Source organism: Marinimicrobium hydrolyticum, from assembly GCF_030848505.1.
In the GTDB taxonomy this organism is placed as follows: Bacteria; Pseudomonadota; Gammaproteobacteria; order Pseudomonadales; family Cellvibrionaceae; genus JAVDDU01.
This window is the reverse complement of sequence record NZ_JAVDDU010000003.1, coordinates 241,854-267,855: the sequence shown is the minus strand read 5'-3', so window position 1 is coordinate 267,855 and position 26,002 is coordinate 241,854. Positions and strand designations below refer to the sequence as shown.

At 57.3% G+C, this 26,002-nt stretch carries 28 protein-coding genes; 10 read left to right on the top strand and 18 right to left on the bottom strand.

All coding sequences use genetic code 11. The annotated features are described in order from the left end of the window. Positions 1-6: 6 nt before the first annotated feature. The gene (asd, locus tag RBH33_RS07340; RefSeq protein ID WP_306731750.1) at positions 7-858 is read right to left on the bottom strand and encodes an archaetidylserine decarboxylase; all 852 of its coding nucleotides are present in this window, start codon (positions 856-858) and stop codon (positions 7-9) included. 124 nt (positions 859-982) lie between these two features. On the opposite strand from asd, the gene RBH33_RS07335 reads away from it, so the two are divergent. Genes RBH33_RS07335 through RBH33_RS07325 form a run of 3 tightly spaced genes read left to right on the top strand, consistent with a single transcriptional unit; the run spans position 983 to position 3,667 of the window. After that, positions 983-2,560 (top strand): Na/Pi cotransporter family protein, encoded by a 1,578-nt coding sequence (locus tag RBH33_RS07335; RefSeq protein ID WP_306731506.1) that lies wholly within the window; start codon positions 983-985, stop codon positions 2,558-2,560. Continuing rightward, a complete protein-coding gene (locus RBH33_RS07330) occupies positions 2,557-3,273 on the top strand; it encodes a M48 family metallopeptidase (protein WP_306731505.1) in 717 nt (238 codons plus the stop codon). The genes RBH33_RS07335 and RBH33_RS07330 overlap by 4 nt, the downstream gene beginning before the upstream one ends. A 28-nt stretch (positions 3,274-3,301) precedes the next feature. Next, on the top strand, positions 3,302-3,667 hold the full coding sequence (locus RBH33_RS07325; protein WP_306731504.1) for a DUF2750 domain-containing protein: 366 nt from the start codon (positions 3,302-3,304) through the stop codon (positions 3,665-3,667). Positions 3,668-3,672: 5 nt separating this feature from the next. Here RBH33_RS07325 and RBH33_RS07320 read toward each other — a convergent pair whose 3' ends face one another. Together RBH33_RS07320 and RBH33_RS07315 are read right to left on the bottom strand one after the other, a co-directional pair. Continuing rightward, positions 3,673-4,824, bottom strand: a complete 1,152-nt coding sequence (locus RBH33_RS07320) for an FAD-dependent oxidoreductase (RefSeq protein WP_306731503.1) — start codon at positions 4,822-4,824, stop codon at positions 3,673-3,675. Positions 4,825-4,887: 63 nt separating this feature from the next. Beyond that, a complete protein-coding gene (locus tag RBH33_RS07315) occupies positions 4,888-5,226 on the bottom strand; it encodes a hypothetical protein (RefSeq protein ID WP_306731502.1) in 339 nt (112 codons plus the stop codon). Between the two features lie 165 nt (positions 5,227-5,391). On the opposite strand from RBH33_RS07315, the gene RBH33_RS07310 reads away from it, so the two are divergent. The 4 genes from RBH33_RS07310 to RBH33_RS07295 all read left to right on the top strand — a co-directional run bounded on the left by RBH33_RS07310 (position 5,392) and on the right by RBH33_RS07295 (position 9,638). After that, positions 5,392-5,859 (top strand): LEA/WHy family protein, encoded by a 468-nt coding sequence (locus RBH33_RS07310; protein ID WP_306731501.1) that lies wholly within the window; start codon positions 5,392-5,394, stop codon positions 5,857-5,859. Between the two features lie 117 nt (positions 5,860-5,976). Further along, a complete protein-coding gene (parC, locus tag RBH33_RS07305) occupies positions 5,977-8,235 on the top strand; it encodes a DNA topoisomerase IV subunit A (protein WP_306731500.1) in 2,259 nt (752 codons plus the stop codon). A gap of 36 nt (positions 8,236-8,271) precedes the next feature. Beyond that, entirely contained in the window at positions 8,272-8,559 is a 288-nt protein-coding gene (locus RBH33_RS07300; RefSeq protein WP_306731499.1) for a PilZ domain-containing protein, read from the top strand. After that, entirely contained in the window at positions 8,559-9,638 is a 1,080-nt protein-coding gene (locus RBH33_RS07295) for a polysaccharide deacetylase family protein (RefSeq protein ID WP_306731498.1), read from the top strand. The genes RBH33_RS07300 and RBH33_RS07295 overlap by 1 nt, the downstream gene beginning before the upstream one ends. A 3-nt stretch (positions 9,639-9,641) precedes the next feature. Here RBH33_RS07295 and RBH33_RS07290 read toward each other — a convergent pair whose 3' ends face one another. From RBH33_RS07290 to RBH33_RS07280, 3 genes are all read right to left on the bottom strand, one after another. After that, positions 9,642-10,508 (bottom strand): glucosaminidase domain-containing protein, encoded by an 867-nt coding sequence (locus RBH33_RS07290; protein WP_306731497.1) that lies wholly within the window; start codon positions 10,506-10,508, stop codon positions 9,642-9,644. 100 nt (positions 10,509-10,608) lie between these two features. After that, positions 10,609-11,280, bottom strand: coding sequence for a replication protein P (locus RBH33_RS07285; protein ID WP_306731496.1), 672 nt, complete (start codon positions 11,278-11,280; stop codon positions 10,609-10,611). Further along, positions 11,192-12,295: a DnaT-like ssDNA-binding domain-containing protein gene (locus RBH33_RS07280; protein WP_306731495.1), complete on the bottom strand. Its 1,104-nt coding sequence runs from the start codon at positions 12,293-12,295 to the stop codon at positions 11,192-11,194. The genes RBH33_RS07285 and RBH33_RS07280 overlap by 89 nt, the downstream gene beginning before the upstream one ends. Positions 12,296-12,419: 124 nt before the next feature. Here RBH33_RS07280 and RBH33_RS07275 point away from each other — a divergent pair, with 124 nt between their 5' ends. Continuing rightward, entirely contained in the window at positions 12,420-13,217 is a 798-nt protein-coding gene (locus RBH33_RS07275; RefSeq protein WP_306731494.1) for a class I SAM-dependent methyltransferase, read from the top strand. A 64-nt stretch (positions 13,218-13,281) separates the two neighbouring features. Here RBH33_RS07275 and cfa read toward each other — a convergent pair whose 3' ends face one another. The 9 genes from cfa to RBH33_RS07230 all read right to left on the bottom strand — a co-directional run bounded on the left by cfa (position 13,282) and on the right by RBH33_RS07230 (position 19,908). After that, positions 13,282-14,463: a cyclopropane fatty acyl phospholipid synthase gene (gene cfa / locus RBH33_RS07270; RefSeq protein WP_306731493.1), complete on the bottom strand. Its 1,182-nt coding sequence runs from the start codon at positions 14,461-14,463 to the stop codon at positions 13,282-13,284. Positions 14,464-14,617: 154 nt separating this feature from the next. Next, entirely contained in the window at positions 14,618-15,394 is a 777-nt protein-coding gene (locus tag RBH33_RS07265) for an EAL domain-containing protein (RefSeq protein WP_306731492.1), read from the bottom strand. A gap of 140 nt (positions 15,395-15,534) precedes the next feature. Then, positions 15,535-16,302, bottom strand: coding sequence for a twin-arginine translocase subunit TatC (gene tatC, locus RBH33_RS07260; protein ID WP_306731491.1), 768 nt, complete (start codon positions 16,300-16,302; stop codon positions 15,535-15,537). Positions 16,303-16,310: 8 nt separating this feature from the next. Then, entirely contained in the window at positions 16,311-16,766 is a 456-nt protein-coding gene (gene tatB, locus RBH33_RS07255; protein WP_306731490.1) for a Sec-independent protein translocase protein TatB, read from the bottom strand. 62 nt (positions 16,767-16,828) lie between these two features. Further along, positions 16,829-17,077, bottom strand: a complete 249-nt coding sequence (tatA, locus tag RBH33_RS07250) for a twin-arginine translocase TatA/TatE family subunit (RefSeq protein ID WP_306731489.1) — start codon at positions 17,075-17,077, stop codon at positions 16,829-16,831. Between the two features lie 46 nt (positions 17,078-17,123). Next, positions 17,124-17,456, bottom strand: a complete 333-nt coding sequence (locus RBH33_RS07245; RefSeq protein ID WP_306731749.1) for a phosphoribosyl-ATP diphosphatase — start codon at positions 17,454-17,456, stop codon at positions 17,124-17,126. A gap of 12 nt (positions 17,457-17,468) precedes the next feature. After that, positions 17,469-17,855, bottom strand: a complete 387-nt coding sequence (gene hisI, locus RBH33_RS07240; protein WP_306731488.1) for a phosphoribosyl-AMP cyclohydrolase — start codon at positions 17,853-17,855, stop codon at positions 17,469-17,471. 8 nt (positions 17,856-17,863) lie between these two features. Next, positions 17,864-18,688, bottom strand: coding sequence for an aldo/keto reductase (locus tag RBH33_RS07235; protein WP_306731487.1), 825 nt, complete (start codon positions 18,686-18,688; stop codon positions 17,864-17,866). Further along, on the bottom strand, positions 18,685-19,908 hold the full coding sequence (locus tag RBH33_RS07230; protein WP_306731486.1) for an FAD-dependent oxidoreductase: 1,224 nt from the start codon (positions 19,906-19,908) through the stop codon (positions 18,685-18,687). Before RBH33_RS07230 ends, RBH33_RS07235 begins: the two co-directional genes overlap by 4 nt. Positions 19,909-20,033: 125 nt before the next feature. Here RBH33_RS07230 and waaA point away from each other — a divergent pair, with 125 nt between their 5' ends. After that, positions 20,034-21,302 carry a lipid IV(A) 3-deoxy-D-manno-octulosonic acid transferase gene (gene waaA / locus RBH33_RS07225; protein WP_306731485.1) on the top strand — a complete coding sequence of 423 codons (1,269 nt, stop codon included), beginning with the start codon at positions 20,034-20,036 and terminating at the stop codon, positions 21,300-21,302. Positions 21,303-21,472: 170 nt separating this feature from the next. Then, positions 21,473-22,348 carry a methylated-DNA--[protein]-cysteine S-methyltransferase gene (locus tag RBH33_RS07220; RefSeq protein WP_306731484.1) on the top strand — a complete coding sequence of 292 codons (876 nt, stop codon included), beginning with the start codon at positions 21,473-21,475 and terminating at the stop codon, positions 22,346-22,348. Here the strand turns inward: RBH33_RS07220 and RBH33_RS07215 are convergent. The 3 genes from RBH33_RS07215 to RBH33_RS07205 are packed head-to-tail and all read right to left on the bottom strand — an operon-like array spanning position 22,340 to position 26,000. Further along, positions 22,340-23,944, bottom strand: coding sequence for an L-lactate permease (locus RBH33_RS07215; RefSeq protein WP_306731483.1), 1,605 nt, complete (start codon positions 23,942-23,944; stop codon positions 22,340-22,342). The genes RBH33_RS07220 and RBH33_RS07215 overlap by 9 nt on opposite strands. Before the next feature lie 38 nt (positions 23,945-23,982). Next, complete coding sequence (locus tag RBH33_RS07210) at positions 23,983-25,350, bottom strand: erythromycin esterase family protein (protein WP_306731482.1); 1,368 nt, start codon at positions 25,348-25,350, stop codon at positions 23,983-23,985. A gap of 38 nt (positions 25,351-25,388) precedes the next feature. Continuing rightward, the gene (locus RBH33_RS07205; protein WP_306731481.1) at positions 25,389-26,000 is read right to left on the bottom strand and encodes a flavin prenyltransferase UbiX; all 612 of its coding nucleotides are present in this window, start codon (positions 25,998-26,000) and stop codon (positions 25,389-25,391) included. Positions 26,001-26,002 lie beyond the last annotated feature (2 nt).

The window sequence follows — 26,002 nt, the reverse complement described above, 5'->3', positions numbered from 1 at the left end:
CTACCGTTACACCACTCGGCCCAGTTTCTCGCCCATTACTGTTACGGATTCCGCCAGGTAAGCCGCATCCCACTCCACTCGGCCTTTCGGGAACAGCACAATCACTGTGGAGCCCAGCTTGAAACGCCCCATTTCCTGCCCGGTCGCCAGTTCAATTGCCTCTGAGCCGGAGTAGTCGGTAGTTGCAATGCTGCCTTTGGCCGGCGTCACGTCTTCCGCCCAAACCGTATCAATACCCGCTACGATCATTGCGCCCACCAACACCAGTGCCATGGGACCCGCATCGGTGTCGAATACCGCTACCGCACGTTCGTTGCGAGCGAACAGGCGCGGAACCTGGCTCGCGGTGGCGGTATTCACGGAAAACAAATCGCCGGGGATGGCGTGCATGCGGCGCAAGCGGCCAGTCAGTGGCATATGTACGCGGTGGTAGTGACGGGGCGAAAGATACACAGTGGCAAAGTGGCCGTCGGTAAACTCTGCAGCCAATGTCTCGTCGCCGCCCAACAATTCCAGGGCGCTGTAGCTTTGCCCCTTGGCTTGAAAGATACGCCCCTCTTGTATGTCCCCCAACTGACTGATGAAACCATCCGCCGGGCAGACCACCGCACCGGGCTCTGAGCAGATTGGTCGCGCATGCGCTTTTAGTGGGCGGGTGAAAAAATCGTTAAAGCAGGCGTAAGCCCTGGGGTTTTCCTCCAGAGCCTCGGACATGTCCACGCCGTAACGCTTGATAAACCATTCGATAAAGGTATTTTTTACCCAAGGGCGTCGGCAGCGCGCCAGGGAGCCGGCCGCGCGCGAGAGCGCGTGCTGGGGAGTGATATACTGTAGTAGGGCAAAGAGTTTGGCTTTGATCATTACACTGAGCATCCGGGTTGTTTTCAGGCGCCATAGTAGCAAATTTAATCACTCCCGCGGCGAGTGACAATTCAATAACAGAGGTAGGCATGCGGGCTGAATTTGAAGGCGGTAACGCACCATGGAGTTGACCGTCGTCATTGTCGGAGTACTTGGTGGCTTGGGCATGTTCCTGCTGGGTATGACCCTTATGACCGAAGGGCTCAAAGCCACTGCGGGGGATGCCATTCGCACATCATTAATGCGCGTAACCCGTAGCCCGCTTAGCGGCGCCTTGACGGGTGTGCTGGGCACGGCGGTGCTGCAATCCTCCACGGCGACCATAATTGCCACCGTGGGCTTTGTGGGCGCTGGTCTGCTGAGCTTTTATCAGGCTTTGAGCATTATTTTGGGCTCCGCACTGGGGACCACGTTTACGGGTTGGCTGGTGACGGTGGTGGGGTTCAAATTTCAGTTTGGCGCCCTAGCCACAGTGCTGGTTTTTATCGGCGCGTTCATGCGCTTGTTCGGTGGACGCCGCCTAAAGGGCGTGGGTTACGCCCTGGCAGGCTTCGGCTTGATCTTCGTCGGTATTGCAGGCCTCCAGGAGGGCATGAGCGGCCTGCAGGGCTACGTAGATTTTACCCGCCTGCCTGCCGATACCTTATGGGGCAAGTTCCAGTTGGTGCTGATTGGGGTCATCTTTACCATACTGACGCAATCCTCAAGCGCCGGTGTTGTGGCGGCGCTCACGGCGGTGTTTACCGGCGCCATATCGTTCGAGCAGGCGGCCGCGCTGGTGGTGGGAATGAACATAGGCACCAGTTTTACCGCCGCCGCCGCTACCATCGGTGGCAATATTCACGTACGGCGCACCGGCTTTTCTCATGTGCTCTACAACACGTTTGTCAGCAGCGTTGCGTTGTTTTTGATCACACCCTATATCTGGTTGTGGGAGTCGCTTTCGCCAGGCCGACTGTATCAGCACGCCGAGTTTGCCTTAGTGGGATTCCACACCGCCTTCAATCTCCTCGGTATCGCTCTGGTCTTACCTTTTGTCAAAGAGTTTGCGCGCTTGGTTGAGCGTTTGTTTCCCGATAAACCCTACGGCTATCAGCAAGTGTTAGACCGGGGGCTGCTTAAATTCCCGGAGCTGGCGTTAACCGCCGTGCAGAAGGTACTGCTGGCTCAAGCCGATACCGTGTCGCAGCAACTGGCTTACATTCTAGGGGATGTGCCCCGGGCCACGTCACTGACGGATAACGAGCAAGAACTCAACGACATTAAGGATTACATCGATTCCATTCACCTGGACGCCACTTCGGGCACCCAGTGGGAGCGCCTATTGGCAGCAATTCAGAGTGTGGATCATTTGCAGCGACTGTTGGATCGCTGTGGCAATAAGTCCGTACAGATGGCGTTGCACAACCGGGAAGGATTGGGCACGGCGGCGCAGCTTGTGCGCCAGTTAGTGAATGTATTGCAGCGCGAAACGGCCATGGAGACTGAGGACGTAACGGCGATTGTGGCCGAGATTACCGCGCAGGAGGAGGCAATTCGTGAGCGGACTATGCAGCAGATCGCTCAGGGCCATCTGGAGTTAAAAACGGGGGTTGGATTAATGGAAGTGGCCCGTTGGCTGCAACATGTGGCAGTGCACATCGAGCGAATCGTTTCGGCGCATCGACAACTGAACTACCAATCCCCTGGAGCCCCATGAGCCTGCAACCACTGACAAAAGTCGGCGATTTTTCCTTCAGTGTTCGGCGCTCAGCCCGGCGCCGCACCATCAGTATCGAAGTGCGCGATGCCGAAGTGGTGGTCCGTTCACCGCTGGGTGTATCCGACCAAGTCCTCCATCAGTTTGTGTGTAAAAAGCGTTCCTGGGTGTTGCGTAAGTTAGCGGCCCAGCGTACTCAGCTTGCGCGCGTGCCAGAATACAACTACCAATCTGGAAGCCTTATGCCCTGGTTGGGGAGATCGCTGCAACTGTCAATTCAATCCGGCACGGCGGGTTCAGTGATGTCGCATGGCGACCTGCTGTGCGTGACCTTGTCGAGCCGAAGCCGGCTATCGACCACAGAGCAGACGCGTGCTTTGGTCAGCCGTTGGTATCGCGAGCAGGCACTCAGCGTGCTGAGCGCCAAGTCCCACGCACTGGCCAATCGCTTGGGGTTGCAGTTTCGGGAGGTTAAAGTCCGGGTCACGCGCTCCAAGTGGGGGCACTGTACCAGCGCAGGGATCTTGCAATACAACTGGCATATAGTGCTGGCACCAGAGCCGGTGGTGGACTATCTTGTCGCTCACGAGGTGTGCCATCTAAGGCACATGAATCACAGCGCTGATTTTTGGGCCCTGGTGGCCAGCGTATGCCCGGAATATCGGACTCATCGAACCTGGCTCAAGGCCAACGGTCGTTCTCTGGTGCTGTAGCGCCAGACATTTAAGAAGGACAATATTTATGACGCCACTGAGCGATGACCCGGCGGAAAACCTGGATCGATTTATTGTGGAATCTCTGCAGCAAGCCTGCGTATGGGGCTTGGAAGGCCCTGACGGTTGGGCTTTGACGGCTTCAGAAAAATACCCTAACAGCGATGTCATGCCGCTCTGGTCTGAACGAGAGCTCGCCCAGGTCCATTGCCAGGAGGAGTGGGCAACCTATCAACCGGTGGCCATTGATATTGAGGAATTTCTGGACGATTGGTTGACCGGCATGCATAAGGATGAATTGCTGGTGGGCGTGAACTGGAACCAGGACCTGGAAGGGGAGGAGCTGGAGCCACTGGACCTGCTGCAGGAATTCGAGCAGGAAATGGCTCCCTGAATCGGCTACGGGTGCGGAAATTGCGCCATAAAACGCTGATCGATAAAGCGCTTCCAACGCCAGACCCATTTGCCAGCCATTACCCAGCGCCCACGTTGTGCGATGGCGTATTGGTCCCCACAGGTGATAATGCTGAGGAAGTTTTTCTGTGCGCGAAAAACACGTAATTTCCCTCTGTCCGCACTGCCGGGTTCCTCGTGTAAGGTGCGAATCAAATTGTCCGCCAATACGCGAGCTTGACGAACCGCATAGACTCCGGCCCGAGGCAACGGCTGACCACTGACGCTGGCAATATCGCCAGCGGCGAATACAAAGGGATGGCTTTCCGACTGCAAGTGCGCGTTGACCTTGATCAAGCCCGCACTGTCACAGGTAAGCCCGCACTGGCCGGGCCAGGCGGGCGCCGATCCCTGAAGACACCAAACAATCTCGTCCACGGGCAGGTGCTGCCCGCGCTCGGTAAACAGCTCCTGCTCGGCCACCCGAGTGACCGTAAACAGTGGGTGCGCCCGAATACGCATTTCTTGAAGTTGCCGCGCAACGTGCAGCTGGGCTTCCAGCTGAGCTTCCGCCAGTAAGGTGCCGCCGCTGTGGACCAGATGAATATCCACTGGCACTTTGATGCGGGGGTCATGGTCCAGGCGATAACGAATGGCCATGGCCAGCTCCACGCCGGTGGCACCGCAGCCAACCACGGCCAAGTTGGCGCCTTTATGTCGGTCGTGCCGACTGTACAGGCGCTCTAGCGTTTCCTGCCACTGGGGCAAAAATTGACTGATCGGTTTGACGCTGAGGCAGTTGTGTTCGCTGGCGCCGGGTGGCGGTGACGTGGATTGAATGCCGCAATTGATGGAAATGTAATCAAAACTCAGGCGCTGACCATTATTGAGCAGAGCCTCTCTGGATTCCAGGTCCAGGTTCTCCACCCGGCCGCACACCAGTTCTGCTCCGACGTTTTCGCACAGTTTTCCCAGGTCAATGTGGCAATCGCGAAAACGGAAATGACCCGCCACCAGACCCGGCAGCATGGCTGAGTAAGGGGCGAAGCGTTCCGGCGATACCAAGATCACCTGGGTGTTGGCGTCGAGACGGCCACGAAGACGCCTCAGGAGCAAACTGTGGCTGTGGCCGCCCCCGACCAAGAGCAGGGTTCGCATAGATCAGAACTCGTGTAAAAGCGAGAGCATAGCCGAATTGCCTGCCCAGCGTCTAACGGGCGGCTAATCGGCTTGGCCGCTGGCAATATCTTCGTCCACAAAACCGAACAGATAGTCGTGCAAAATATCGACTTGGTGATGTGTGACATAGTCTTCCAGCTGAGTCATGTTGGCGAACGCTGGGGTGATGGCGGCGGTGGGCGTCGTGCGATAATCTTGCGTGGTCAGCACAAAAGACTTGCTGGCGGACGGCACCGATGTTTTGTGCAGTAGCTGAATGACGCAGAAGTCGAAGTCCAGGCACAAACGCATAAGATTGGGGTAGTTGGTGGTCTGCCGGTCCAGAAAGCGGATTTCGCGGCTGCCAAGTAGAGCGGTTGTGCTGAGCGGGTGCTTGGGCATAAGTTATTCTTAGTTTTTCTGGGCCGGAGCAACGGCGCGGTGAGTGTCGGCGTCGAATCGTAAATTACACCACACTGGCGGCAAAAGGCACGTGATGCAGCTCACAAACAGGTTGACCGTGTCTCAGCAGCGTCTTTTCTCAAGCTATCTTCGGAGCAATGCAAAATGCATAAGTTTTTATCTCGGTTTACGGTCCTTCTTGTAGTGTTGTCGGGCCTGAACGGCTGCGCCATGTATCCTTGGGCGCTACAGGAGCCGCAGGTAAAAGTGACTCATGTACAGCTATTGCCGCCCCAGGGCCTGGAGCAGCGTATTGCGGTGCGCCTGGCGATCATCAACCCCAACAGTCGGGATTTGTCCCTGCGTGGCATCTCTTATACTATCGGCATCGAAAATTTCGATTTGTTAAGTGGTGCCACCAGCCAGTTGCCGGTCCTGAAAGCCTATGAGGAGACGCCAGTCACGGTGGAGGTTTCCGCCAACCTTCTGGCGATCGTTCGTCTGGTGGAACATCTTAGCCGGCGGGGAACCCTGGATGATGTCGGCTACGTGTTCCAGGCCAAGCTGGACTTCAGTCAGTGGTTGCCCGACATGCGCATTGAAGAAGCAGGCACGATAAACCTGCGCTATTAAGCGATTACCCCAGCAATGAAATAGATCGACCCTGATCTATTTCATTGGCACGTTAAAATACGGTGCACGCCCGCGCGCCACAGAGCCATAACGATTCCAATTATTGCAGGATCCTTCATGACCGACCTCGTAGTATCACCCGACGCTGAAGAGCAGATTGCGCTCAAGGATTACTCTGAAAAAGCGTATCTGGATTATTCCATGTACGTAATTCTCGATCGGGCCTTGCCTCATATTGGTGACGGTCTCAAGCCGGTACAGCGGCGCATTGTCTATGCCATGAGCGAGCTGGGGCTGAAAGCCACGGCCAAATACAAAAAGTCAGCACGCACCGTGGGCGATGTCATTGGTAAGTTTCATCCGCACGGCGATTCCGCGGCGTACGAATCCATGGTACTCATGGCCCAGTCCTTTTCCTATCGCTACCCGCTGGTGGATGGGCAGGGCAACTGGGGCTCGCCGGACGATCCCAAGTCCTTTGCCGCCATGCGTTACACCGAATCGCGCCTAGCACCCTACAGCGAAGTGCTGCTGGAAGAGCTGGGGCAGGGCACGGTTGAGTGGCAACCCAACTTCGACGGCACAATGGATGAGCCTGTGGTGCTGCCCGCGCGGGTGCCGAATGTGTTGCTCAATGGCACCACCGGCATCGCCGTGGGTATGGCGACGGACATACCGCCGCACAATCTTCGTGAAGTGGTGGCGGCTTGTGTGCACTTGCTCGATAACCCCAAGGCTACGACGGAAGAACTCTGCGAGCACGTACGCGGCCCAGATATGCCTACAGAGGCCGAAATCATTACGCCGCGCGCCGATTTGATAAAAATGTACGAGACTGGCCGGGGCAGCTTGCGTATGCGCGCCTTGTGGCAATTGGAAAAAGATTCCGGGGATATTGTTGTCTCCGCCCTGCCGCACCAGGCCAGCGGCGCCAAGGTGTTGGAGCAGATCGCCGCGCAAATGCAAGCCAAAAAGCTGCCCATGGTGTCGGATCTGCGGGACGAATCGGACCACGAGAACCCCACCCGACTGGTGATTGTGCCGCGCTCCAACCGCATCGATGCCGAGCAATTGATGCAACACTTGTTTGCCAGTACTGACCTGGAAAAGACCTACCGGGTCAACATGAATATGATCGGGGTCGATGGTCGACCCGGTGTGCGTGGCCTGACCAGAATACTGTCCGAGTGGCTGAGCTTTCGCACCGTCACCACTCGGCGCCGACTGCAACACCGTCTGGATAAAGTCGAGCGCCGGTTGCACCTGTTGGATGGTTTGCTGACCGCGTATTTGAACATTGACGAAGTGATTCACATTATCCGCACCGAAGATAAGCCCAAAGCGGTGTTGATGGAGCGCTTTGGGTTGAGTGATATGCAGGCAGATTACATCCTCGATACCAAGTTGCGGCAACTGGCCCGCCTCGAGGAAATGAAAATCCGCGCCGAGCAGGAAGCTCTGGCCAAGGAGCGAGACAAACTGCAGAAAATCCTCGATTCAGCGGTGAAACTGAAAAACCTGGTGCGCAAAGAGTTGCTGGAGGTGGCCGAAGCTTATGGCGATGACCGTCGCTCGCCGTTGGTGGTGCGCTCCGAGGCGCAAGCGTTTAGCGAGAAAGAGCTGATCAGCGTTGATCCGGTGACCGTGGTGGTATCCGAGAAAGGCTGGATTCGCGCCGCCAAGGGGCACGACATAGACCCCGCGGCGCTCAGTTACAAAGCGGGTGATCAATATAAGTTCGCCGTACGTGGTAAGACCAATCAAAATGTCCTGTTGCTGGATTCCACCGGGCGCAGCTATGCCCTGGCCGCGCACAATTTGCCCTCGGCCCGAGGCCAAGGCGAACCTGTAAGTAGCCGCTTGAATCCGCCCAACGGTGCCACCTTTGAAGGCGCCCTGATGGGCGCGGACGAAGAGCGCTTGCTGCTCGCCTCGGATGCCGGTTATGGCTTTGTGGCCAAGCTGGGCGACATGTACAGTAAGAACCGCGCCGGTAAGTCGCTCTTGAATTTGCCCAAGGGCGCGAGAGTGCTGCCACCGCAAGCGCTCACAGACCCGCAACAGGACTTGTTGGCCGCCGTGAGCAACGAGGGTCGCCTGTTGGTCTTCCCAGTTTCTGAGTTGCCTGAGCTGGCCAGAGGTAAGGGCAATAAAATCATGAATATTCCCTCTGCTCGGGTGCAGTCAAGGGAGGAGTATGTGCTGGCCGTGTGCGTGTTGAGCCCCGGTCAGGCATTGACGCTATACTCAGGTAAGCGCCATTTGACCTTGAAAGCCGGGGACCTGGACCACTACCGAGGTGAACGCGGGCGCCGTGGCAACAAACTTCCGCGGGGCTTTCAGAAGGTGGATCGTGCCGAGGTGACAGAAAAGTAAGCGCTGACAAACCTTAACAATAAGCGGAACCAGCCTATGAGCGACAAACGCGAGTACACGCGAACCCCTTTTGTGTGCCGGATTCGAATCAGTCATGAATCCATTGGGGAATTGGAGGTCAAAACCCGTGATGTCTCCGATGGCGGCGTTTTCGTAGTTCTGGAGCCCGAGCAGGTGCCGCCAATTGGCTCGGTGGTCACTGGGCAGGTGCAGGGGTTAGTGGATGAGGCCCCCGTGGTGAACATGGAGGTGGTACGAGTCGAGCCGGGCGGCGTCGGCCTAAAGTTTTTGGGACCTGGCAACAGTAGTGGGAGTGAAAAGTAATGGGTGTAGTGGGGAAGGTAATAACCGGTTTCTTGGGTTTACTGTTGTGCAGTCATCTGCATGCGACCGTGGTGCTTCAGTACCACCACGTCAGCGACAAGACTCCTCCATCCACCAGTGTCACCCCCGAGCTGTTTGAAAAGCATTTGGACTACCTGGAATCCCAGGGCCTACGCGTGGCCTCCTTGCCCGACGTGATCGCCAAGCTGAAAAAAGGCGAGCCACTACCGGATAAAACCGTGGTACTCACCTTCGATGATGCCTATGAATCCGTCTACACGGTGGCCTTTCCGCTGATGAAAGCCCGTGACTTGCCCTTTACGGTATTTGTGAACACCGACCCCATCGATAAAAAACGTCGCGGTTTCGTCACCTGGGAGCAAATGCGAGAGATGGCCGAACACGGCGGCACTATCGCCAACCATACGGCCGATCACACCTTTATGCCCCGGCTGCGGGAGGGGGAGAGCCGCGCCCAGTGGCGCGAGCGGATTAAAGCTGAGGTGATGGTGGCGGAAAAACGCATTGAGGAAGAGACCGGGCAGAGCCACAAAGTGTTGGCTTATCCCTACGGGGAGTTCGACAACAATGTAAAGGCTCTTTTGGATGAACTGGGTTTTATCGCCTTCGCTCAAAACTCCGGCCCCTTGGGGCAGCACAGCGATCTGCTGGCGTTACCGCGCTTTCCTTTTGGGGGTGTATTCGGTGCGCCGGATGACTTTGCGCTGAAGGCCAACACGCGCCCCATGCCCGTCAGTGAGGTGGCGCGTTGCTCAGACCGGCGCTGCCGCCAAACTCTGGACGATGTGGTAGTGGCGCAGGGCGATCGCCCGGTATTGGCCATAACTTTGAAACAGGAGAATGTGCTGCCGTCCATTAATTGCTTCGCGTCCCGCCAGGGCGCGATTGAAACCTGGGTGGACGGCAACACTCTTTATACCCGCGCCAATGAACCCTTGTCCCCGGGTCGTACCCAGTACAATTGCACTGCTCCTAGTGGTGAGCGGGGTCGCTTCTTTTGGCTCTCTCAGCAATGGTTGGTCACCGACAAGGACGGCAATTGGGTGCATCAGGATTGAGGCTTAGTTGTCCTCTTCCTGCACGCCTGCCAGAGTATCCTGGTCCGCCTGGGTCACCGTAACATTGGCCAAATCGTTAAAGCGGATTAATTCCAGTAGTTCGTCTACGTACGCCTGGCCGCGGCTGGAGTAGCGCTGCAATTGTGTCACCAGCAACTCACCCCGAATGGGTTCGCCCGCCTCGCGCAGCGAGGCGCGCTTCTGACGCAGCTCACGGTAAGCTCGGTGGGTGTTGATGTTTCGATAGTAAGAAGCCACAGCTTCATTCACGGAAGAAAACTTTTGTACTTCGTGCCGCGCGCCCTCTCGGCGCCGCTCTGGAACCAGGCCGCAGCCCTGGCGGTAGCACCACTGGCCAAATAAGTTGTTGGCATCCACCGCGAAGCGCGACGTGCCCCAACCGGATTCAGCCGCCGCCTGCGCCAAAACCATTTCCTGCGGGATGATATCCACGCGCAGTAAAAGCGCGGCCAGGGCATCGTCCAGCTCAGGAAAGTTTTCCTCGGTCACTCGAAAGTGCTCACGCAACGCCTGTAGGCGTCGCAGCTGTGCGGGTGTCAGCTCCTCACCTTCTGTTACCGCCGCTTGCATGGCCTGAAGCTCTTCCCGTTTCCGCGACATCTCACTGTTACGCCATTCAATCATGGGCAGCAGCAGATTGATAAACGTCTCCTTGCGCTCGGGAATGTGGCTGATCTCCGCCATAGGGGGCAGGGCTTTAAGCTTTGGGGGTTGCGGCGTGGTTTCGGTGACCTCGACGGGATCAAAATGGGGTGGATTGTGCATCAGGTAAAAAGTCAGCGCCAGACAAAATAGTGGGAAGGCCAGTAGCACCGAGGCCAGCACCCATTTGTGTGCGGATTGAGTCATAAATACAACCTGTCTTATTGCTATGGCTAGCAGCGATTGTGTTGTTTGCTGCTAAGGTGTTCCTTTCTCACTAGGGAGAAATCACTCTGAGCCGCGGGCGTCACAAGCCCAAATCGCGGCGCAGGGCATCCAAGCGCTGTTTGTTCTCCTCTTTACTCAGTGGCGTTTCCGTACTTTCCGGCAGGGCGGGTACCTGTGGTTTGGGTAGCGTCCTGCCGTTCATAACTTGGTCGCACAGTTGCCGATAGTGTTTCTCGAACACCGGAAAGGCGACTTTCTCTGGGCTGCTCGCTAGGAAAAACCAATCACTGGCTGAACCGGCGTGATAGACGGCGGCATGGCTCCAGCGCTGGGCGGCTTTGGGGCTTGGCGCCCGGCAGGCTTCCACATAGGCGCTGTGCGCGTCCGGCAGGCCGTAGCTGTCCGGGTCTCCCTGGCAGGCGCGAATCATACGGTTCAAAGTGGGTAGGTACTCGGATGTTTCGATCACCCGGCGCGCGCCCCGGCGAATGGTGTCCGGGTCAAAGCGGGTCAGACTTTCCAGCCAGAGCTTTTTGATTTGATTGAGTACCTGGGTATCACTGTAAGCCTTGTAATACTGATTGTGGTAATTGATGCGAAACAGCGTAAACACCTCATTGAGCGCATCAATGTGGCCATCGGTGGGCTTGGCCCGCTCCTGCTCAGCGTGCCCAGCTTCGGTCGGTGAGGTCCTGGATGAGGCTTCGATCTCTTGTGCGACTTTCTGGATTAGATGTTTGCTGTCCTGCATCTTGACCTGCCTGTTGCGGTGTATTCAGAGCGTGTTGTCGTGCCCAGTGGAACTTAACGTGCTGAAGGAACTTGGTGTTCCAGGAGCTATGCACCTGATTGCTGTCGCGCCAGTAAAGCGTGAACTCCGGGACTTGCCGTCGAGCGAACTCCAAGTCGATATTGGCCAGACGCAATACATCGTAAACGTCCTGGCTAGGCTGCCAATCCTCCGGAATTCGCCGGGGCTCGGTATTATGCTCCACAGCTGAATTATAACGCAGCCACTGGCGTTTGACGTGCTGGATGAATTTGCTGTTCCAGGTGCGGGTAATATCGCCGCGTTCGCGCCAGTAGAGCACGAACTCGGGAATGGCATCTTCAATAAAAGCCAGGCTGATATTGGCGTGCTTGACCAGCACTTCCAGTGCATCCCGGCTGGGTCGCCACTCGGCGCGCATGGGGACTTCCTGATCTCGGCGGAACTGGTCGCTCTCCTCGGCCCGCCACTGGCGCAGCAGGTGCTTGAGAAACTTGGCTCCCCAGGAGTGGTGGGTTTCGCCTCTTTCCCGCCAATAGGCAATAAACTCGGGTAGCTGCCGGCGCACAAAGTAGTCGGGGATATTGTGCTGGGCGATGTGCCGCATCAGTTCGGCGTCGGGCTGCCAATTGGGGGCAATCAGGTTCGCGGTGGTGCGCGCCGGTGGGGTTTTGGCTCTGGGCGTTTGGGCGCTTGGCTGCGCGCGCTCATTGAAAGTCAGCGTCAGGCGCCGACTTTCCTGAAAAGGGGCTGAACTGAGCAGAATAATACCCTGGTCACGCAAATTTTTGCTGATGCGCTGGATGTCGTAATCGCTCCAGAACGGCAACAAGCGCTTGACCAGCGCTTCGTCCAAGTCCAGAGGTGCTGAGGGCCGTGAACGGTAGAGAGCCACTTCGTTGAGTACTGAGAGCATGACCGCTTCCTCCAGGCCGATGGTTGCGGCCAGAGAGGGGGACACCACCAGGGGCTTTTCGGAAATCAGGGACGAGGTCATAAGGCACACTTTACCACCGAATGGGGGGGTAGGCGATCCATTGCTTGAGCTGGTAAGGTTGCCGCCCTAGCCAGACCGCGCCAAGCGCATCCAAGTACAAAAACATCGTCTCAAGGAGATCTCTGTGGCCAATAAGAAGTCGAAACCCCGTTTTACCGCCAGGAACTCGGACCGCCACGACCTCTACCAACGCAGCGTACAGGCGCCCGAGTTTGAGGTGCAGTTTTTTGATCGAACGTTCAAAAAATTGCGCAAGCGCAAAGCCTTTTCCATGCGCGAGGATTTCTGCGGTACCGCCTTGCTCAGTACCACTTGGGTAGAGAGCCACAAAGAGCGCACGGCTACCGGCGTGGACATTGACCCCGAGGTATTGCAGTGGGGTATCGACAACAATATGGCGCACCTGGATGAACCGGGTAACCGCCTGACGTTGGAACAACGGGATGTTCGCCAAGTCTCCCGGCGTAAATATGACTTGGTGAACGCCATGAACTTCAGCTATTGGATTTTTTCCACCCGCCCTGAAATGCTTCGGTACCTGAAGTCGGTGCGCAAATCTCTGGTGAAAGACGGGATATTTTTCCTGGACATGTTCGGTGGCTGGGAAGCGCAGGAAATTATGCAGGAAAAGCGCCGCATTGAGGGCGGCTTTACCTACGTATGGGATCAGAACAGCTTCGACCCTAGGACCAATGAGGTGGTGAACTACATCCACTTTCATTTTAGGGACGGCAGCAAAATGGAAAAGGCATTTACCTACGTGTGGCGACATTGGTCTATGGTGGAAATTCGCGAATTACTGGAAGAGGCGGGCTTCTCGAAAATTCACATCTACTGGGATGTGGCCGACGGCAGTTTTCGCGAACGCAAACACATGCAAAACCAACCTGGCTGGTTGGCCTACATCGCCGCCTTGGTTTAAAGACTGATGCCCCAAGTGTCGTCCGGGACTGAAACCAAGGATGTCTCCGATTTGAGCTGTATCCTTAACGAAGACTGCGATATTCCCGACAACTGTCCGGCCGGCTGAACACCGTTTGCCACAGCTGGCCTCCGCGGCAGCGAAAGTAGCCGGCGGAGGACAACAGGTAGTACTTCCACATGCGGTAAAAGTGGTCTTGGTCGTAGCGCTCTTTCAGCTCCGGCCAAGCCTGATCAAAATTGTGCCACCAAGCCATGAGGGTGCGGTCGTAATCTGGCCCGAAGTTGTGCCAGTCCTCCAGGCGAAGCAAATTCAGACTCGCCTGATTGACTGAGTGGCGTGAGGGAATTTCGCCATTGGGGAAAATGTATTTTTCGATGAACGGGTCCACGCCATGGCGGGTTTTGTCCGCGCCTATGGTGTGCAGGAGAAACAGCCCCTCCGGTGCCAACAGACGACGGACCGTTTCAAAGTATACGCGATGGTTTTTTGTGCCCACGTGCTCAAACATGCCCACGGAAACGATGCGGTCGAACTGACCTTCCAGTGCGCGGTAATCCACCAGACGGATGTCCACGGGTAAGCCGGCACAGCGTTCTCGTGCCAGTTTTTGCTGTTCTTTGGATATGGTAATGCCCACCACGTCTACCCCGTAGCGGCGCGCGGCAAACTCCGCCAGCCCTCCCCAGCCGCAGCCGATGTCCAATAGCTGCATGCCCGGTGCCAGCTCAAGTTTTCGGCAGATCAGATCGAGTTTTTGCTCTTGCGCCTGCTCCAGATTCGCCGCGCCGGGCCAGTAAGCGCAACTGTAAATCATGCGTGAATCGAGCATTTTCTGGTACAGGTCGTTGCCAATGTCGTAATGGGCTTTGCCTACGTCAAACGCCCGCTCGGGGTTTTGCTTGTTGAGAACGGCGGCGCTGATCATGGCTTTTAACAATTGAAGTCGTCCGAGTTTTGGAATTTGTTTTTCCAGTCGGGAACACAGAGCGCGAGTAATTAATCCGTCCAGATCCTGGGTGTCCCACCAACCCTGCATATAGGATTCGGCAAAGGCCAGGTGAGTGCCGGAGGAGAGAGCACGCGCGAACACCGAGGAATTGTGCACCTGTATGTCCCAGGGGCGGTCGCCGTTGATGCGGATGTCCGCTTGTTCGAGCAGTTTGGCCAGGTAAGTCTCTGCAATGCTGGGAGAGACCTTATGGGAGATGTTTTTGCTGCTAATCTCGGCTGTTGAATTCCCCATGGTTCATAAATCTCCTGTCAGTGGATTTATCAACGGCGATGGAACAAAACGGCTTGTGGCACAAAAACACAGCTTGGGCAGCTGCTGGAGCATTTGTGGGTTGCGCTATCTGCAATAGCTGTGGAAGTTATTGAAAGCCTTTACCGAAACAAGGTCAAGGGGCGGCCGCTGCACCGTGTCGGCTGAAGTCGACCTCTGGCAGGCTTTCTACGCTTGGCCTGGCAAACAAATAGCCCTGGAACAGCTCAACGCCCAGGGCCAGTAAGCAATCTCGCTCAGCCGCCGTTTCAACGCCCTCGGCGATAACTTTAATTCCCAATGCCTGAGCGGTGCTGATGATGCCGGTCACGATCGACTGGCGAACTTTATTCGTGTCGATATTGCGAATCAGAGCCATGTCCAGCTTTAACACATGCGGCTGGAATTCCGCCAAAAGGTTGAGGCCGGCGTGGCCGGCGCCAAAGTCGTCGATGGCGGTGATAAAACCACGGCTGCGGTACTCTTCGAAGATATTGCGTAGATGTTCTGGGTCACGTACCGGTTCGCTCTCGGTGACCTCAAACATCAAGCGATCACAAGGAAATTGATTCTCTTTGGCGGCGCTGAGTGTGAGGCGAATACAGCTTTCAGGGCGGTAAATGGCATTGGGCAGAATGTTGATACTCAGGTAGCACTCAACACCCAACTGAGCAGCTAGCTCAATGGCACGGATACGACACATTTGGTCGAACTGGTAACGGTTATCTTCGGTTACTTGATTGAGAACCTCATACGCGCCCTCGCCTTTTGGTCCGCGCACCAGTGCCTCGTAAGCCCATACCTTGCGGGCCTTTAGGTCAACGATGGGCTGAAAAGCCATGGTGAATTCAAACGTCAACGGCGGCAGATCGCGACATTGGCTGCAGCCCGGGGCTTTTGAGGAGTCGATCATAGTGGTCCTGCTGATACGGGGTTCATGCTATTTCGTGTGCGTAGATTTCGAGACATTGCGTTGACGCAGTGTCAAACACAAGTGTAGACCAGAAGTTTAAAGGTGACAGCCTACTAGGTGCAGAAGGAGCGCGAGGAGTCTTAGATCTGCTCCTCGGCCTCCTCTTGCTCTCGGGCCAGCTTGCGTCGGTAGGCAACGCGGCCGAACAGGACGCCGGCTTCAAAGAGTATCCACATGGGTACGGCCAGGAGCGTCTGGGAGATGATGTCCGGTGGTGTCAGGAACATGCCCAACACAAAGCAACCTACGACGATGTAGGGCCGCTTTTGGGCCATGCCGTCAGGGGTAATCATCCCCGCCTGAATCATCAGGACAGTGGCAATGGGAATCTCGAAGGCGATCCCAAAGGCGAAGAACAGCTTTAGCACGAAGTCCAGATATCGGCTGATATCCGTCATCACCGCCACGTCTTCCGGGCCGGTGCGGATAAAGAAGCCAAACACCAGCGGAAACACCACGAAATAGGCGAACGCCATACCGCTGTAAAACAGTATTACGCTGGAGGCGAGCAGTGGTCGCGCGAGGCGTTTTTCGTGTTGGTACAGACCCGGCGCGATAAACGCCCACACTTGGTGAAGTATAAACGGAGCCGCCAAGAGTACGGCTACGAACAGTGTCAGCTTGAAAGGTGCCAGGAAGGGTGAGGTGACCTCCGTGGCGATCATGGTGCTGCCCTCGGGAAGGAATTTCACCAGAGGTGCGGCGGTAAAGCTGTAGATGTCGTTGGCGAAGTAAAACAGGCCGGCAAAGATGACCAACACGATCGCCACAATCCGCAATAAGCGATTGCGCAACTCGATCAGATGCTGCACCAGAGGCAGCTCGTTATCACTGGGAGATACGGTCATGGCGGTGTTTAAGAATTTCTCTTCTGATCGGGCGCTTCCGGCGAATCCGTTGACTCATCAGCGGCCTTGGTGGCATTGGCGTCATCGGCATCAGGTGCTGGGGTTGATGCGCTTGGTTCGTTGTTAGCGCTGGCCTCGCCGTGAGCGTGATCCGGTAGTTCTTTTTCTTCCTTGTATTGGCGCTTCGGTTTGGGACGCGGCAAGGCGCCCTCTTGAACCGCATCCTCAATTTGCTGGCGGCTTTTCTCCAGGCTGCGCATCACTTCTTCATTGTGCAATTGCCGGCGAATGTCGTCCGCTCCGACTTGTCGTTCAAGTTCGCTGCGGGTTTCGCGCAGGCTGCGCTTTAGGCGGCCCACCCACAAACCTACGGCACGCACCGTTTCGGGCAATCGTTCGGGGCCGATTACCACCAAGCCGACAATGGCGATCACTAGAATTTCAAAGAAGCCCAAGTCGAACACGCAAATACCTTCGCTGTCATGGCCAGAGTTGCGGATGTGTCGGTCTTAGTCCGACACCGTACTTAATGCTGAGCGTTCTTTTCTTTCTCAGCCGCCTCACTTTTTACGTCAGCGTCAGTTCCGCCTTCGACGCTTTTCGTGTCGGCGTCCTCGGACTTTTCGGTTTCTTCATCGCTGACGGACTTCTTGAAACCTTTGATGGCGCTACCCAGGTCCGTGCCAATATTGCGCAGGCGTTTGGTGCCGAACAGCATGATGACGATGGCCAGGATGATAAGAAGTTGCCAGATGCCAATACCACTGATACCCATGATGTTTCCTCACTGTAAAAATTAATAAAACTGGCGGCAGTAAACGTTAAGGTTTGCGTGCCGCTTTTTCCTCGTGTCCGGAGATACCAAAACGCCGGGCTAATTCGTTCAATACGGCCTCGGAATTTTCACCCAGGTGCGAAAGCATAACCAAACTGTGAAACCAGAGGTCGGCAGTTTCAGCAATCAAGTGCTGGTTGTCGCCACTGGTTTGGGCATCCTTGGCGGCGAGAATGGTCTCGGTGGCTTCCTCGCCCACTTTTTCCAGTATTTTGTTCAGCCCTTTTTGATGCAGGCTAGCCACATAGGAGCTGTCTGCGTCGGGGCTGTTTTTGCGCGCTTCGAGAACGCGCGTCAATTCGGTCAATATATCCATGATCCTGCCGTATTCTCAGTAAATCTCTTTCGGGTCTTTTAAAACCGGATCGGTAGTTAGCCACTGGCCATCTTGCGCGACGCGATAAAAGCAGGATTCGCGACCGGTGTGACAGGCGATGCCGCCCAACTGTTCCACCTGCATAACAATGGCGTCGGCGTCGCAATCCAGCCGCACCTCTTTCAGCACTTGAACGTGTCCTGAGGTCTCGCCCTTGCGCCACAGTTCGTTGCGCGAGCGGGACCAGTAAATGGCTCGACCTTCACTCAGACTCAAAGCCAAAGCCTCGCGATTCATCCAGGCCAGCATCAATACGCGGCCAGTGCGGCTGTCTTGGGCGATGGCGGGCGCCAGGCCACGGTCATCCCAGGCTACGGCGTCGACGAGTTCATTGGCGGTCATGGTGGTGTTCAAATCTCTTTCGGTTGGCGTTCACCGGTCAAAGCTTTCAGCGCTTTGGCGACATTGTCACGCAGGTGCTTGGGGTTCAGAGTGCCGATCACGACACTGTCCACTCCGGGCTGGGCAAAAAGAAAGTCCAGGCTGGCTTGTACCGGGTCCGTGTCCTCAGCCGCCTGCGAACATAGGTGGCCGCTGGCGAGGGCTTTCTTAATCAGTACGCCGGTGCCCACTCGCTGACAGGCTTCGATTACCGGTAACTGCTCGCGGTCAATCGGGTTGCAGGCGACCATTAACGCGTCGGCATATTGCGCTAGAAGGAGCCCGCCGTCCAGTGTTTTGCTGGACACGCCACAGGCCCGAATTAAGCCCGCTTGCTTGAGCTCTTGTAGCGCCTGCAGAGTGCCATAGCGCTCAATCAAGTCCCGGTCATTGCCGTCAGAGTGTACCAGCACAAGGTCTAAGTAGTCACTGCGTAGGCGCCGCAAACTGCGCTCAACGCTGGTGCGCATGTGCTCTGGGGTAAAGTCAAAGCGGGATTGGCCGGCTTCGAACTCCTCCCCGGCCTTGGTGCAGATGATCCAGTCCTGTCGACGCCCGTGCAGCAGTTGGCCCAATCGGGCTTCGCTCTCACCGTAGGCGGCGGCTGTGTCCAGCAAGTTGATACCCAGATCCCGGGCACAGTCCAGTAGCCGTTGGGCCTCTTTGTCTGTGGGTAGTTCAAAACTTTGCGGGTGTTTTAGGCCCTGATTTCGCCCCAGTTTGACGGTGCCGAGTCCGACGGGAGAAATATTGAGGCCGGTTCTGCCCAGTGGGCGTAATGGCAACTCACTCATGCGGGCTCCTTAAAAGCGCACTGCCAAGGTGCTTTCGCCAGTGGTGGGGTGGGTAAAAGCCCGCTCAGATCTCGGAACATCGAACTCCCCGAGGGTTGTACACCGGCGCGATGCAGTGCTTCCAGCGCCAGGTCCGCCAAATGGGGGGCCAGGGTTAATTTGGTAGGCCAGCCCACCAGTAAGTTTGTACAGCCGGGGGCGCGTTGTAGGCTGGCGCCGTCCGGGCGCTGGCCGTCCACTTGACGGGGTTCGGCTCGATCGACGGTGAAGGTGTCCCAGTGGGCTTGGTGCCAGTCCAGCCAAGGAAACAGTGATTTCAGCTCGGCTCGGCCGCGGGCGATGAAAGGGGCGGTGGGCTCCTGAGCGCCAGCTTCCGCCAACTCGCCCCCTAGATACCAGACCCAGTCGCCGTCGTCCGCCTGGTGGCTGGACACGGTCATTCGCGGGCGGGTGCCTTTACCCAGACAGTGACCGAATAAAGGCTTGAGCTGGGGGTGTTGCACCATCAACTGCTGCAAAGGGCGGGTTTGCATGGCGGGCTCGGTCTGCCCCAGCTGACTTAGAAGGTCGGCGTTGCCCCGCCCGGCGGTAAAAATCACTTGGCGGGCCTGTACCTGAATAGGTCCGTCTTTGGTTTGCAGTGTCAGGCTGATGTGACCGGATTGATTCCGGTTTGCCACGAGGCCCTCCGGGCGGAGCAGGGCACCCTCGGCATTGGCGGCCAGATTGGCCGCCAGACTGGGCATGTCCAACACCAAATCCGATAAGCGGTACACGGTGCCTTGAAAGTCAGGATGATCAAGTGCCGCTGGCCTGTCGCGGCCGGAAAGACGGTGCGCTCGCCCGCGCAAAGCGCGGCTGGCCAGCATGGCCTGCATCCGCGCGCCCAAACCGCCGTTGGACCAGAGGCAGAAGGGCTCACTGAACTGGTGGGTCTGGCTTAAGTCCACTTCGCCTTGGCCACCAAGGCAATCCCGCCAGCGTGCGGGCATTTCGGCCAGTGCTTGGGCGGCGGCACCGAGGTTTCCCCCCAGTCCGTACTTAACCCCGCCGTGGATCATGCCCTGGGAGGCCATGCTCTGCACCCCGCCCAGAGCCTTGGTCTCCAACAGTGCCGAGTCATAACCGGCACCTCGCAAACGGTTAATCAGCCACAGGCCCGCAATGCCGCCGCCAACCACAGCAACGTCCAATTCAATGACCGGTAGGCTTGGCGCCATGGGATTCACTCGCAGACAAAAACCCTATTGTAACGCGTATAGGCACTACCACGGGGAGCCCAGGCCCACGAGCGTTAACGGGAGTGGTATCCTGTGCACCGATTTTGCTCCGTTAAGGCTTATCCATGCGACTTGTCTACAGTCTGATTCTCTACCTGGCGACGCCCCTGGTGCTTGTGCGCCTGCTTTGGCGTGCACTGCGGGCTCCGGATTATGCGGACCGATGGGGGGAGCGGTTTGGTTGGGTGCCAAATTTAAAAACCGACAAAACCGTGATCTGGTTGCACACCGTCTCGGTGGGCGAGTTTCTGGGCGCATTACCGCTGGTTCGGGCTTTGCTGCAGGAGCCTGATGTTCAGCTGGTGATCACCACCACCACACCGACTGGATCCGAGCGGGTGCGGGCTACCCTGGGGGACCGCGTTCGGCACGTTTACGCGCCCTACGACTTACCCGACTGCGTGGCTCGCTTTTTGAAGCGCACCCAGCCGCGGGTGTTATTGATCATGGAAACCGAACTCTGGCCCAACACCATTGCCGCCTGCGCCAAGCGGGAAATTCCGGTGGTGTTGATCAACGGCCGGCTGTCCGCAAAGTCCGCGCGTGGTTATCAGAGGTTCGCCGGCCTCACCCGCCCAATGTTGCAGCGACTGACTGCCGCCGGTGTGCAAGGGCAGGCCGATGCCGAACGGTTTCAGGCCTTGGGGCTCTCGCCAGAAGCTTGCCAGCTTACCGGTAATATCAAGTTTGATTTGACGCTGGATGAGGGGGTGCGCGAACGCGCGGCCCAATTGCGCGAAGAGTGGACTGGTGGTGGCCAGAGACCGGTGTGGATCGCCGCCAGTACTCATCAAGGCGAAGATGAACCCATCCTCGAAGCCTATGTGCAACTCTCGCGTCTCGTGGACGCCAACCCGCTGCTGGTTTTGGTGCCGCGCCATCCGGAACGCTTTGACTCGGTCACCGCCCTCTGTCGGCGCCGCGACCTAGCGACAGTTCGGCGCAGCCTGCAAGAACCTGTGGATGATGACATCCAGGTGTTGGTGGGCGATACCATGGGCGAACTACTACTCTTTTTCGGCGCCAGCGACATCGCTTTTGTGGGCGGCAGCTTGATTCCCAACGGCGGCCACAATCTGGTGGAACCCGCCGCTTGGGGGCTGCCGTTGTTGAGCGGACCCAGCCAGTTTAATTTTGCGGAAATATCCCGCCTGTTGATCGAAGCCGGCGCCTTAACCTTGGCGGAAACGCCCGAACAGTTGGCGAAGCAGTTGGCGGCCCTGATTCAGGATCCTGAACTGCGCCGTAAGCGTGGCGAGGCCGCGCTCGCGGTCACCGAAGGCAATCGCGGTGCTTTGGAGAAAACTCTGGAGCTAGTGAAACGGTACTGGTAAGGCGCAATCCTGGAAAAAGCGCATAATTCGGCTCGCCGGGCGGCATAGGGTGAAGCAAAATGATGCTCTTAGTACTGCATGGCTGAACACTCACCCTGCGCGGCCCGAGGGCCAGCTTACAAAGCTGCGAATATTTATTCCGGACATCAGTGCGTAGTACCGGGGGAATCATGTCCGACTATCAACGCGTCGCCAAAGCCATTGCTTATCTCATTGACAGGGTGGGCGAGCAGCCCAGCCTGGAAGAGGTGGCCGCTCAGGTGCACCTGAGTCCCGCGCACTTCCAGCGCTTATTCAGCCGCTGGGTGGGTATTACACCCAAACGTTTTTTGCAGGTCCTGACCCTGGAGCGAGGTAAGCGCCTGATGTTGGAGCCGGGCTCGCTTTTGGACGTGGCGGGGGCCAGTGGTCTAAGTAGCAGTTCGCGTCTGTACGACCATTTTGTCACCCTGGAAGCCATGACGCCGGGCGAGTATAGGCGAGGCGGCGAAGGGTTAACCATCGACTACGGCGTTCACGCCACAAGCTTCGGATCGCTTTTTCTGGCGGCCACCGAGCGCGGCGTGTGCCGAGCGGCTTTTTTAGATGACACCGATGGCGAAGAGCAACTGGCCCTGGTGCGCGCTTGTTGGCCCAAGGCCCGATTGATCTCTAACCCGGGTGTTACCGAAGCGCTGGTGGCCACCATGTTCGAGCGCAAGCCGACGTCGGAAAAGCCGCTCTCGCTGTATGTGTCCGGCACCAATTTTCAGGTAATGGTATGGCGCGCGCTACTGCGCATACCACCGGGTAGAGTGATCAGCTATTCGCAGCTGGCCGCGGCCCTGGGGAATCCAAAAGCCACCCGTGCAGTAGCCGGTGCCGTGGCGGCAAACCCAGTTGCTTTTACCATTCCCTGTCACCGAGTGATTCAACAAAGCGGCGCCTTGGGTGGCTACCGGTGGGGACCGGTGCGCAAGCAGGCCATGCATCTGTGGGAAAACGCGCACTACAGCGAGTCTGAAGATGAGCCGCTGCCTGACCGAGTCAGGTCGACGTTAGACTAGGACCACCACCAGCATTCCCACTAAACCCGCGCCCAAGGCGTAGTAGAGCATTGGCCCCAGGGTCATGCGAATGATCTCGCCTTCCCGCCCGTTCAAATTCACCACGGCCGCCGCCGCCACTACGTTCATCACGCAGATCATATTGCCCGCGTTGGCGCCGAGCATCTGCAGGGCTAAAATTAACCGGGGCGGTAATTCCGCGGCCACGGCTGCTTCGTATTGAAGACCGGAGAACATCATGTTGGAAAAAGTGGCCGAACCGGCAATGAACGTACCCAGAGCGCCCACAAAGGGCGCCACCAGTGGCCAGTAGCCGGCAATGGCGCCAGCCGCCAATTCCGCCAGCTCCGTGGGCATGGCCGCCAGGTCACTGGCGTTGATATCCGAGTTGAGAAAAATCCGCACCATCGGCAGGGAGGTCCCCAGAGCAATAATCGCCGGTAGCAGACTGCGCGCCGAAGTAGCCCAAGTGCGGGCCGCTTCGCGCACAGGCAGGCGGTGCAAGGCAATGGTGATCAGTGCCGTCAGGGCAAACAAGGTACCCGGCAGGTAGAGGGGGCTCAAGCTCGCGCTGATGGGGGTGCCCAAGATATTGTTCCAGCCCAGTGAGATGCCCTGTAGCCAGGCTTTAAGCGGCAGCGCATCGAGGCGCGTGACCACCAGCAGAAGCACCGCCAGTATGTAGGGGGTCCATGCCTGCCACAGATTCAGGTTGGGGGTGACATCCGGCGCCGCGTCGTCTTTAAGGTCGCTGTCATTGGCCAGCCGCCAGGGTTTTTCCGGCAACAAAAAACCTCGTCGAGCGGCGGTGACCATGAGCGCCAGACCAATCAAGGCGCCTAACACTGAGGGAAATTCCGGCCCCAGCAGCCAGGCCACCAACCAGGCCGGTACAGTAAATGCCAGACCGGACAGCAGTGCAAAAGGCCAAAGCGCCAGCCCTTCCCGCCAACGGCGGTTGGCGCCAAAAAAGCGGGTTAACAGGGCACACATAATCAGCGGTAAAAAACTCGATATAACGATATCAATGCTGATGGCGGTGAGGGCAATGGCGGTCAGTTCTTCCAAGTCCGTGCCGGGCAGGCCCTGGGCGATCCCCACCAACACTGGTGTGCCTACGGCCCCAAAGGATACGGCGGTGCTGTCAGCAATCAGCGCCAGGCTTACCGCCGCCATGGCGGGAAAACCCAGTGCTACCAGCAGGGGGGCGCCAATGGCAGCGGGCGTACCAAAACCGCTCACGCCCTCCAAAAAGGAGCCAAACAGCCAGGCGACAATAATCACCTGAACGCGCCGATCGGGAGAAATATGAAAAAAGCTGGTGCGGATAACAGTGAGCGCGCCGCTGGCCTTGAGGGTATTCAGAAGCACTATGGCCCCGAACACAATAATGACGATGGAGCTGGCCACTACCCAGCCTTCCAGAACCGAGGCGGCCAGTTGAATGCCGGGTACGCGCCACGCCAGCCAAGCCAGAGCCGCCGTGATCAAAAGGCTTAAGGTCATGGCGCGGCTGGCGGGTAGGCGCAGCACCACCAGCAGCACAAACACTGACACTACGGGCATTACTGCGGTGAGCAGTTGCAATAACGTCATGGCGAAATCCGTTCGTTCCTTTGGTTTTCAACAGCCTGCTAGCTTTCCTCTTTCAGCGGACGCAGAGCCTGGGTCTCATCAATGTAAAGAAAACCATCGTAGCGCAGAGTCAGTATGGTGGGTACGTAGGCTTCATTGGGCGGGCGGTAAATCACGCCTATGGCCCTTTGGTGTAGCGGTGTTACCAGTGCGCCGGAGCGCGCTTCCTCGGTAAAGAGCAGCAGCGCCGTGTTCAAACCGCTGTTGTGCATCAGGGCTTCATAAGTGCTGGGCTGAGCCGGTGGCACGGTCATCACCTGACGAGCAGCGCCCCAGTTGTGGCCAGCGACGACTTCGCCCTTGTTGGTGCCAAAACCAAGAATAAATACCTGATCCGAACCTTCGCTCTCCCGCGTCAGCCGGCCAATATTGACCTCGCCGCGATTGCGCATATCGGTAGCGGCGGAATCGCCCACGTGGGTGTTGTGGGCCCACACGATGCCGCGACTCTGGTCACCATAGCGCTCTGCGATACGCAACATCTGCTCGTGCATAAAACGCGCCCGGGTATTCCACGATTCGGGACCATCGGTGGTGGCCGCGTGAAACTGTGCCTCCGCCCGCTTTACCACCAAAGCGTTTTGCTTGGCGACCCACAGGTCCTTGTTGGCTTCAGCGGGATTTTCGCCCATAGCAGCGCGCAAGCGTGCAGCTACGTCGGCGACTTCGTCGTTTAGCCGGCTACCGCCGCCCATAAGATAGCGGGCGTAGCCGCGCATGCCTTCGGGAAAGTCGAGAATTCGGCTGTAAACGTCAGCGGCAAATTCGTAGTTGTCCTTGTCGTTTTCACGCAACCACTGCAGTACTTCTGTAATGGCGCTTTCCGGGTCTTGCATGTCCAGTCCAAAAAGCCCGACGCGTTGGTCTTCATCCAGCTCGGCGTTGTGTTCGCGCAGCCACTCAATAAAGCTGAGGAATTCCTCATTGGCCCACATCCAACTGGGCCAGCGGGTGATGTTTTGTTTGGTCCAGGCGCGCGCATTCTGCTCGTCATCGGTGCGCAGTTTGACGTACTCGTTGAGTCGATAAATGGAAGGCCAGTCGCCCTCTACTCCCACAAAACGAAAGCCTTTGTGAGTGATGAGGTGTTGGGAAATTTGGGCGCGTTTCTGATAGTACTCGCGCGTCCCGTGGCTGGACTCCCCCAGCAGAACGAAACGCCGGTCGCCAATGGCTTGATACAGCGGGGCTAGATCGTCGTTAGTGGCAATGGCGTGGGCGCTGTTGCGGAAAAACTGTTGGTACTTTTCTTGTGGTGTGGCTTCTTGCGGCTCGGCGCTTGCCGTCGTGCCAACACAGAGCGCAAGAGAAAGTCCCGTGAGCCATAGTGTCCATGTGGGAAAATGTTGGCGTAAAAAATCGGTCATACTAAGCCTCATTATCACAGTGGTCCGAAAGGGGACGGTCAGTCTTCTCCCCAGCGCGGCATTAGATCCTGTTCAATGCCCAATTGGTCGAGTATGCGCGCGACGATAAAGTCGATGATTTCTTCAATAGTCGTGGGCTGCATATAAAAACCGGGGCTGGCCGGAATAATGACCGCGCCCATACGCGTGAGCGCCAACATGTTCTCCAGGTGTACGGCCGAGTAGGGCGCTTCTCGGGGCACCAGGATCAATTGCCGGCGCTCTTTCAATGCCACGTCCGCGGCGCGTTCAATCAAGTTGTTGCTGGCGCCGTGGGCAATGGCGGACAGGCACCCGCCGCTGGCGGGGCAAATAACCATGGAGCCGGGGGAGCTGGAGCCGGAGGCGACGGGGGAGAACCAGTCTTCGCGGCTAAATAGGACCAGTTGATCATCGTTGGCGCCGTAGCGCTGGGCCAGCACCAACTGCTGGTCTTCCAATTCATCCGGCAGTTCCAGATTGGTTTCGGTGCGAATCACTACCTGCGCTGCACTGGATAACAGCAAGTACACCCGGCAGTCGGCCGCCAATAAGCATTGCAGTAGGCGTAGGCCATACTGAGCACCCGAGGCGCCCGTCATGGCCAGGGTCACGGTACGAAGGGGTTCCATGG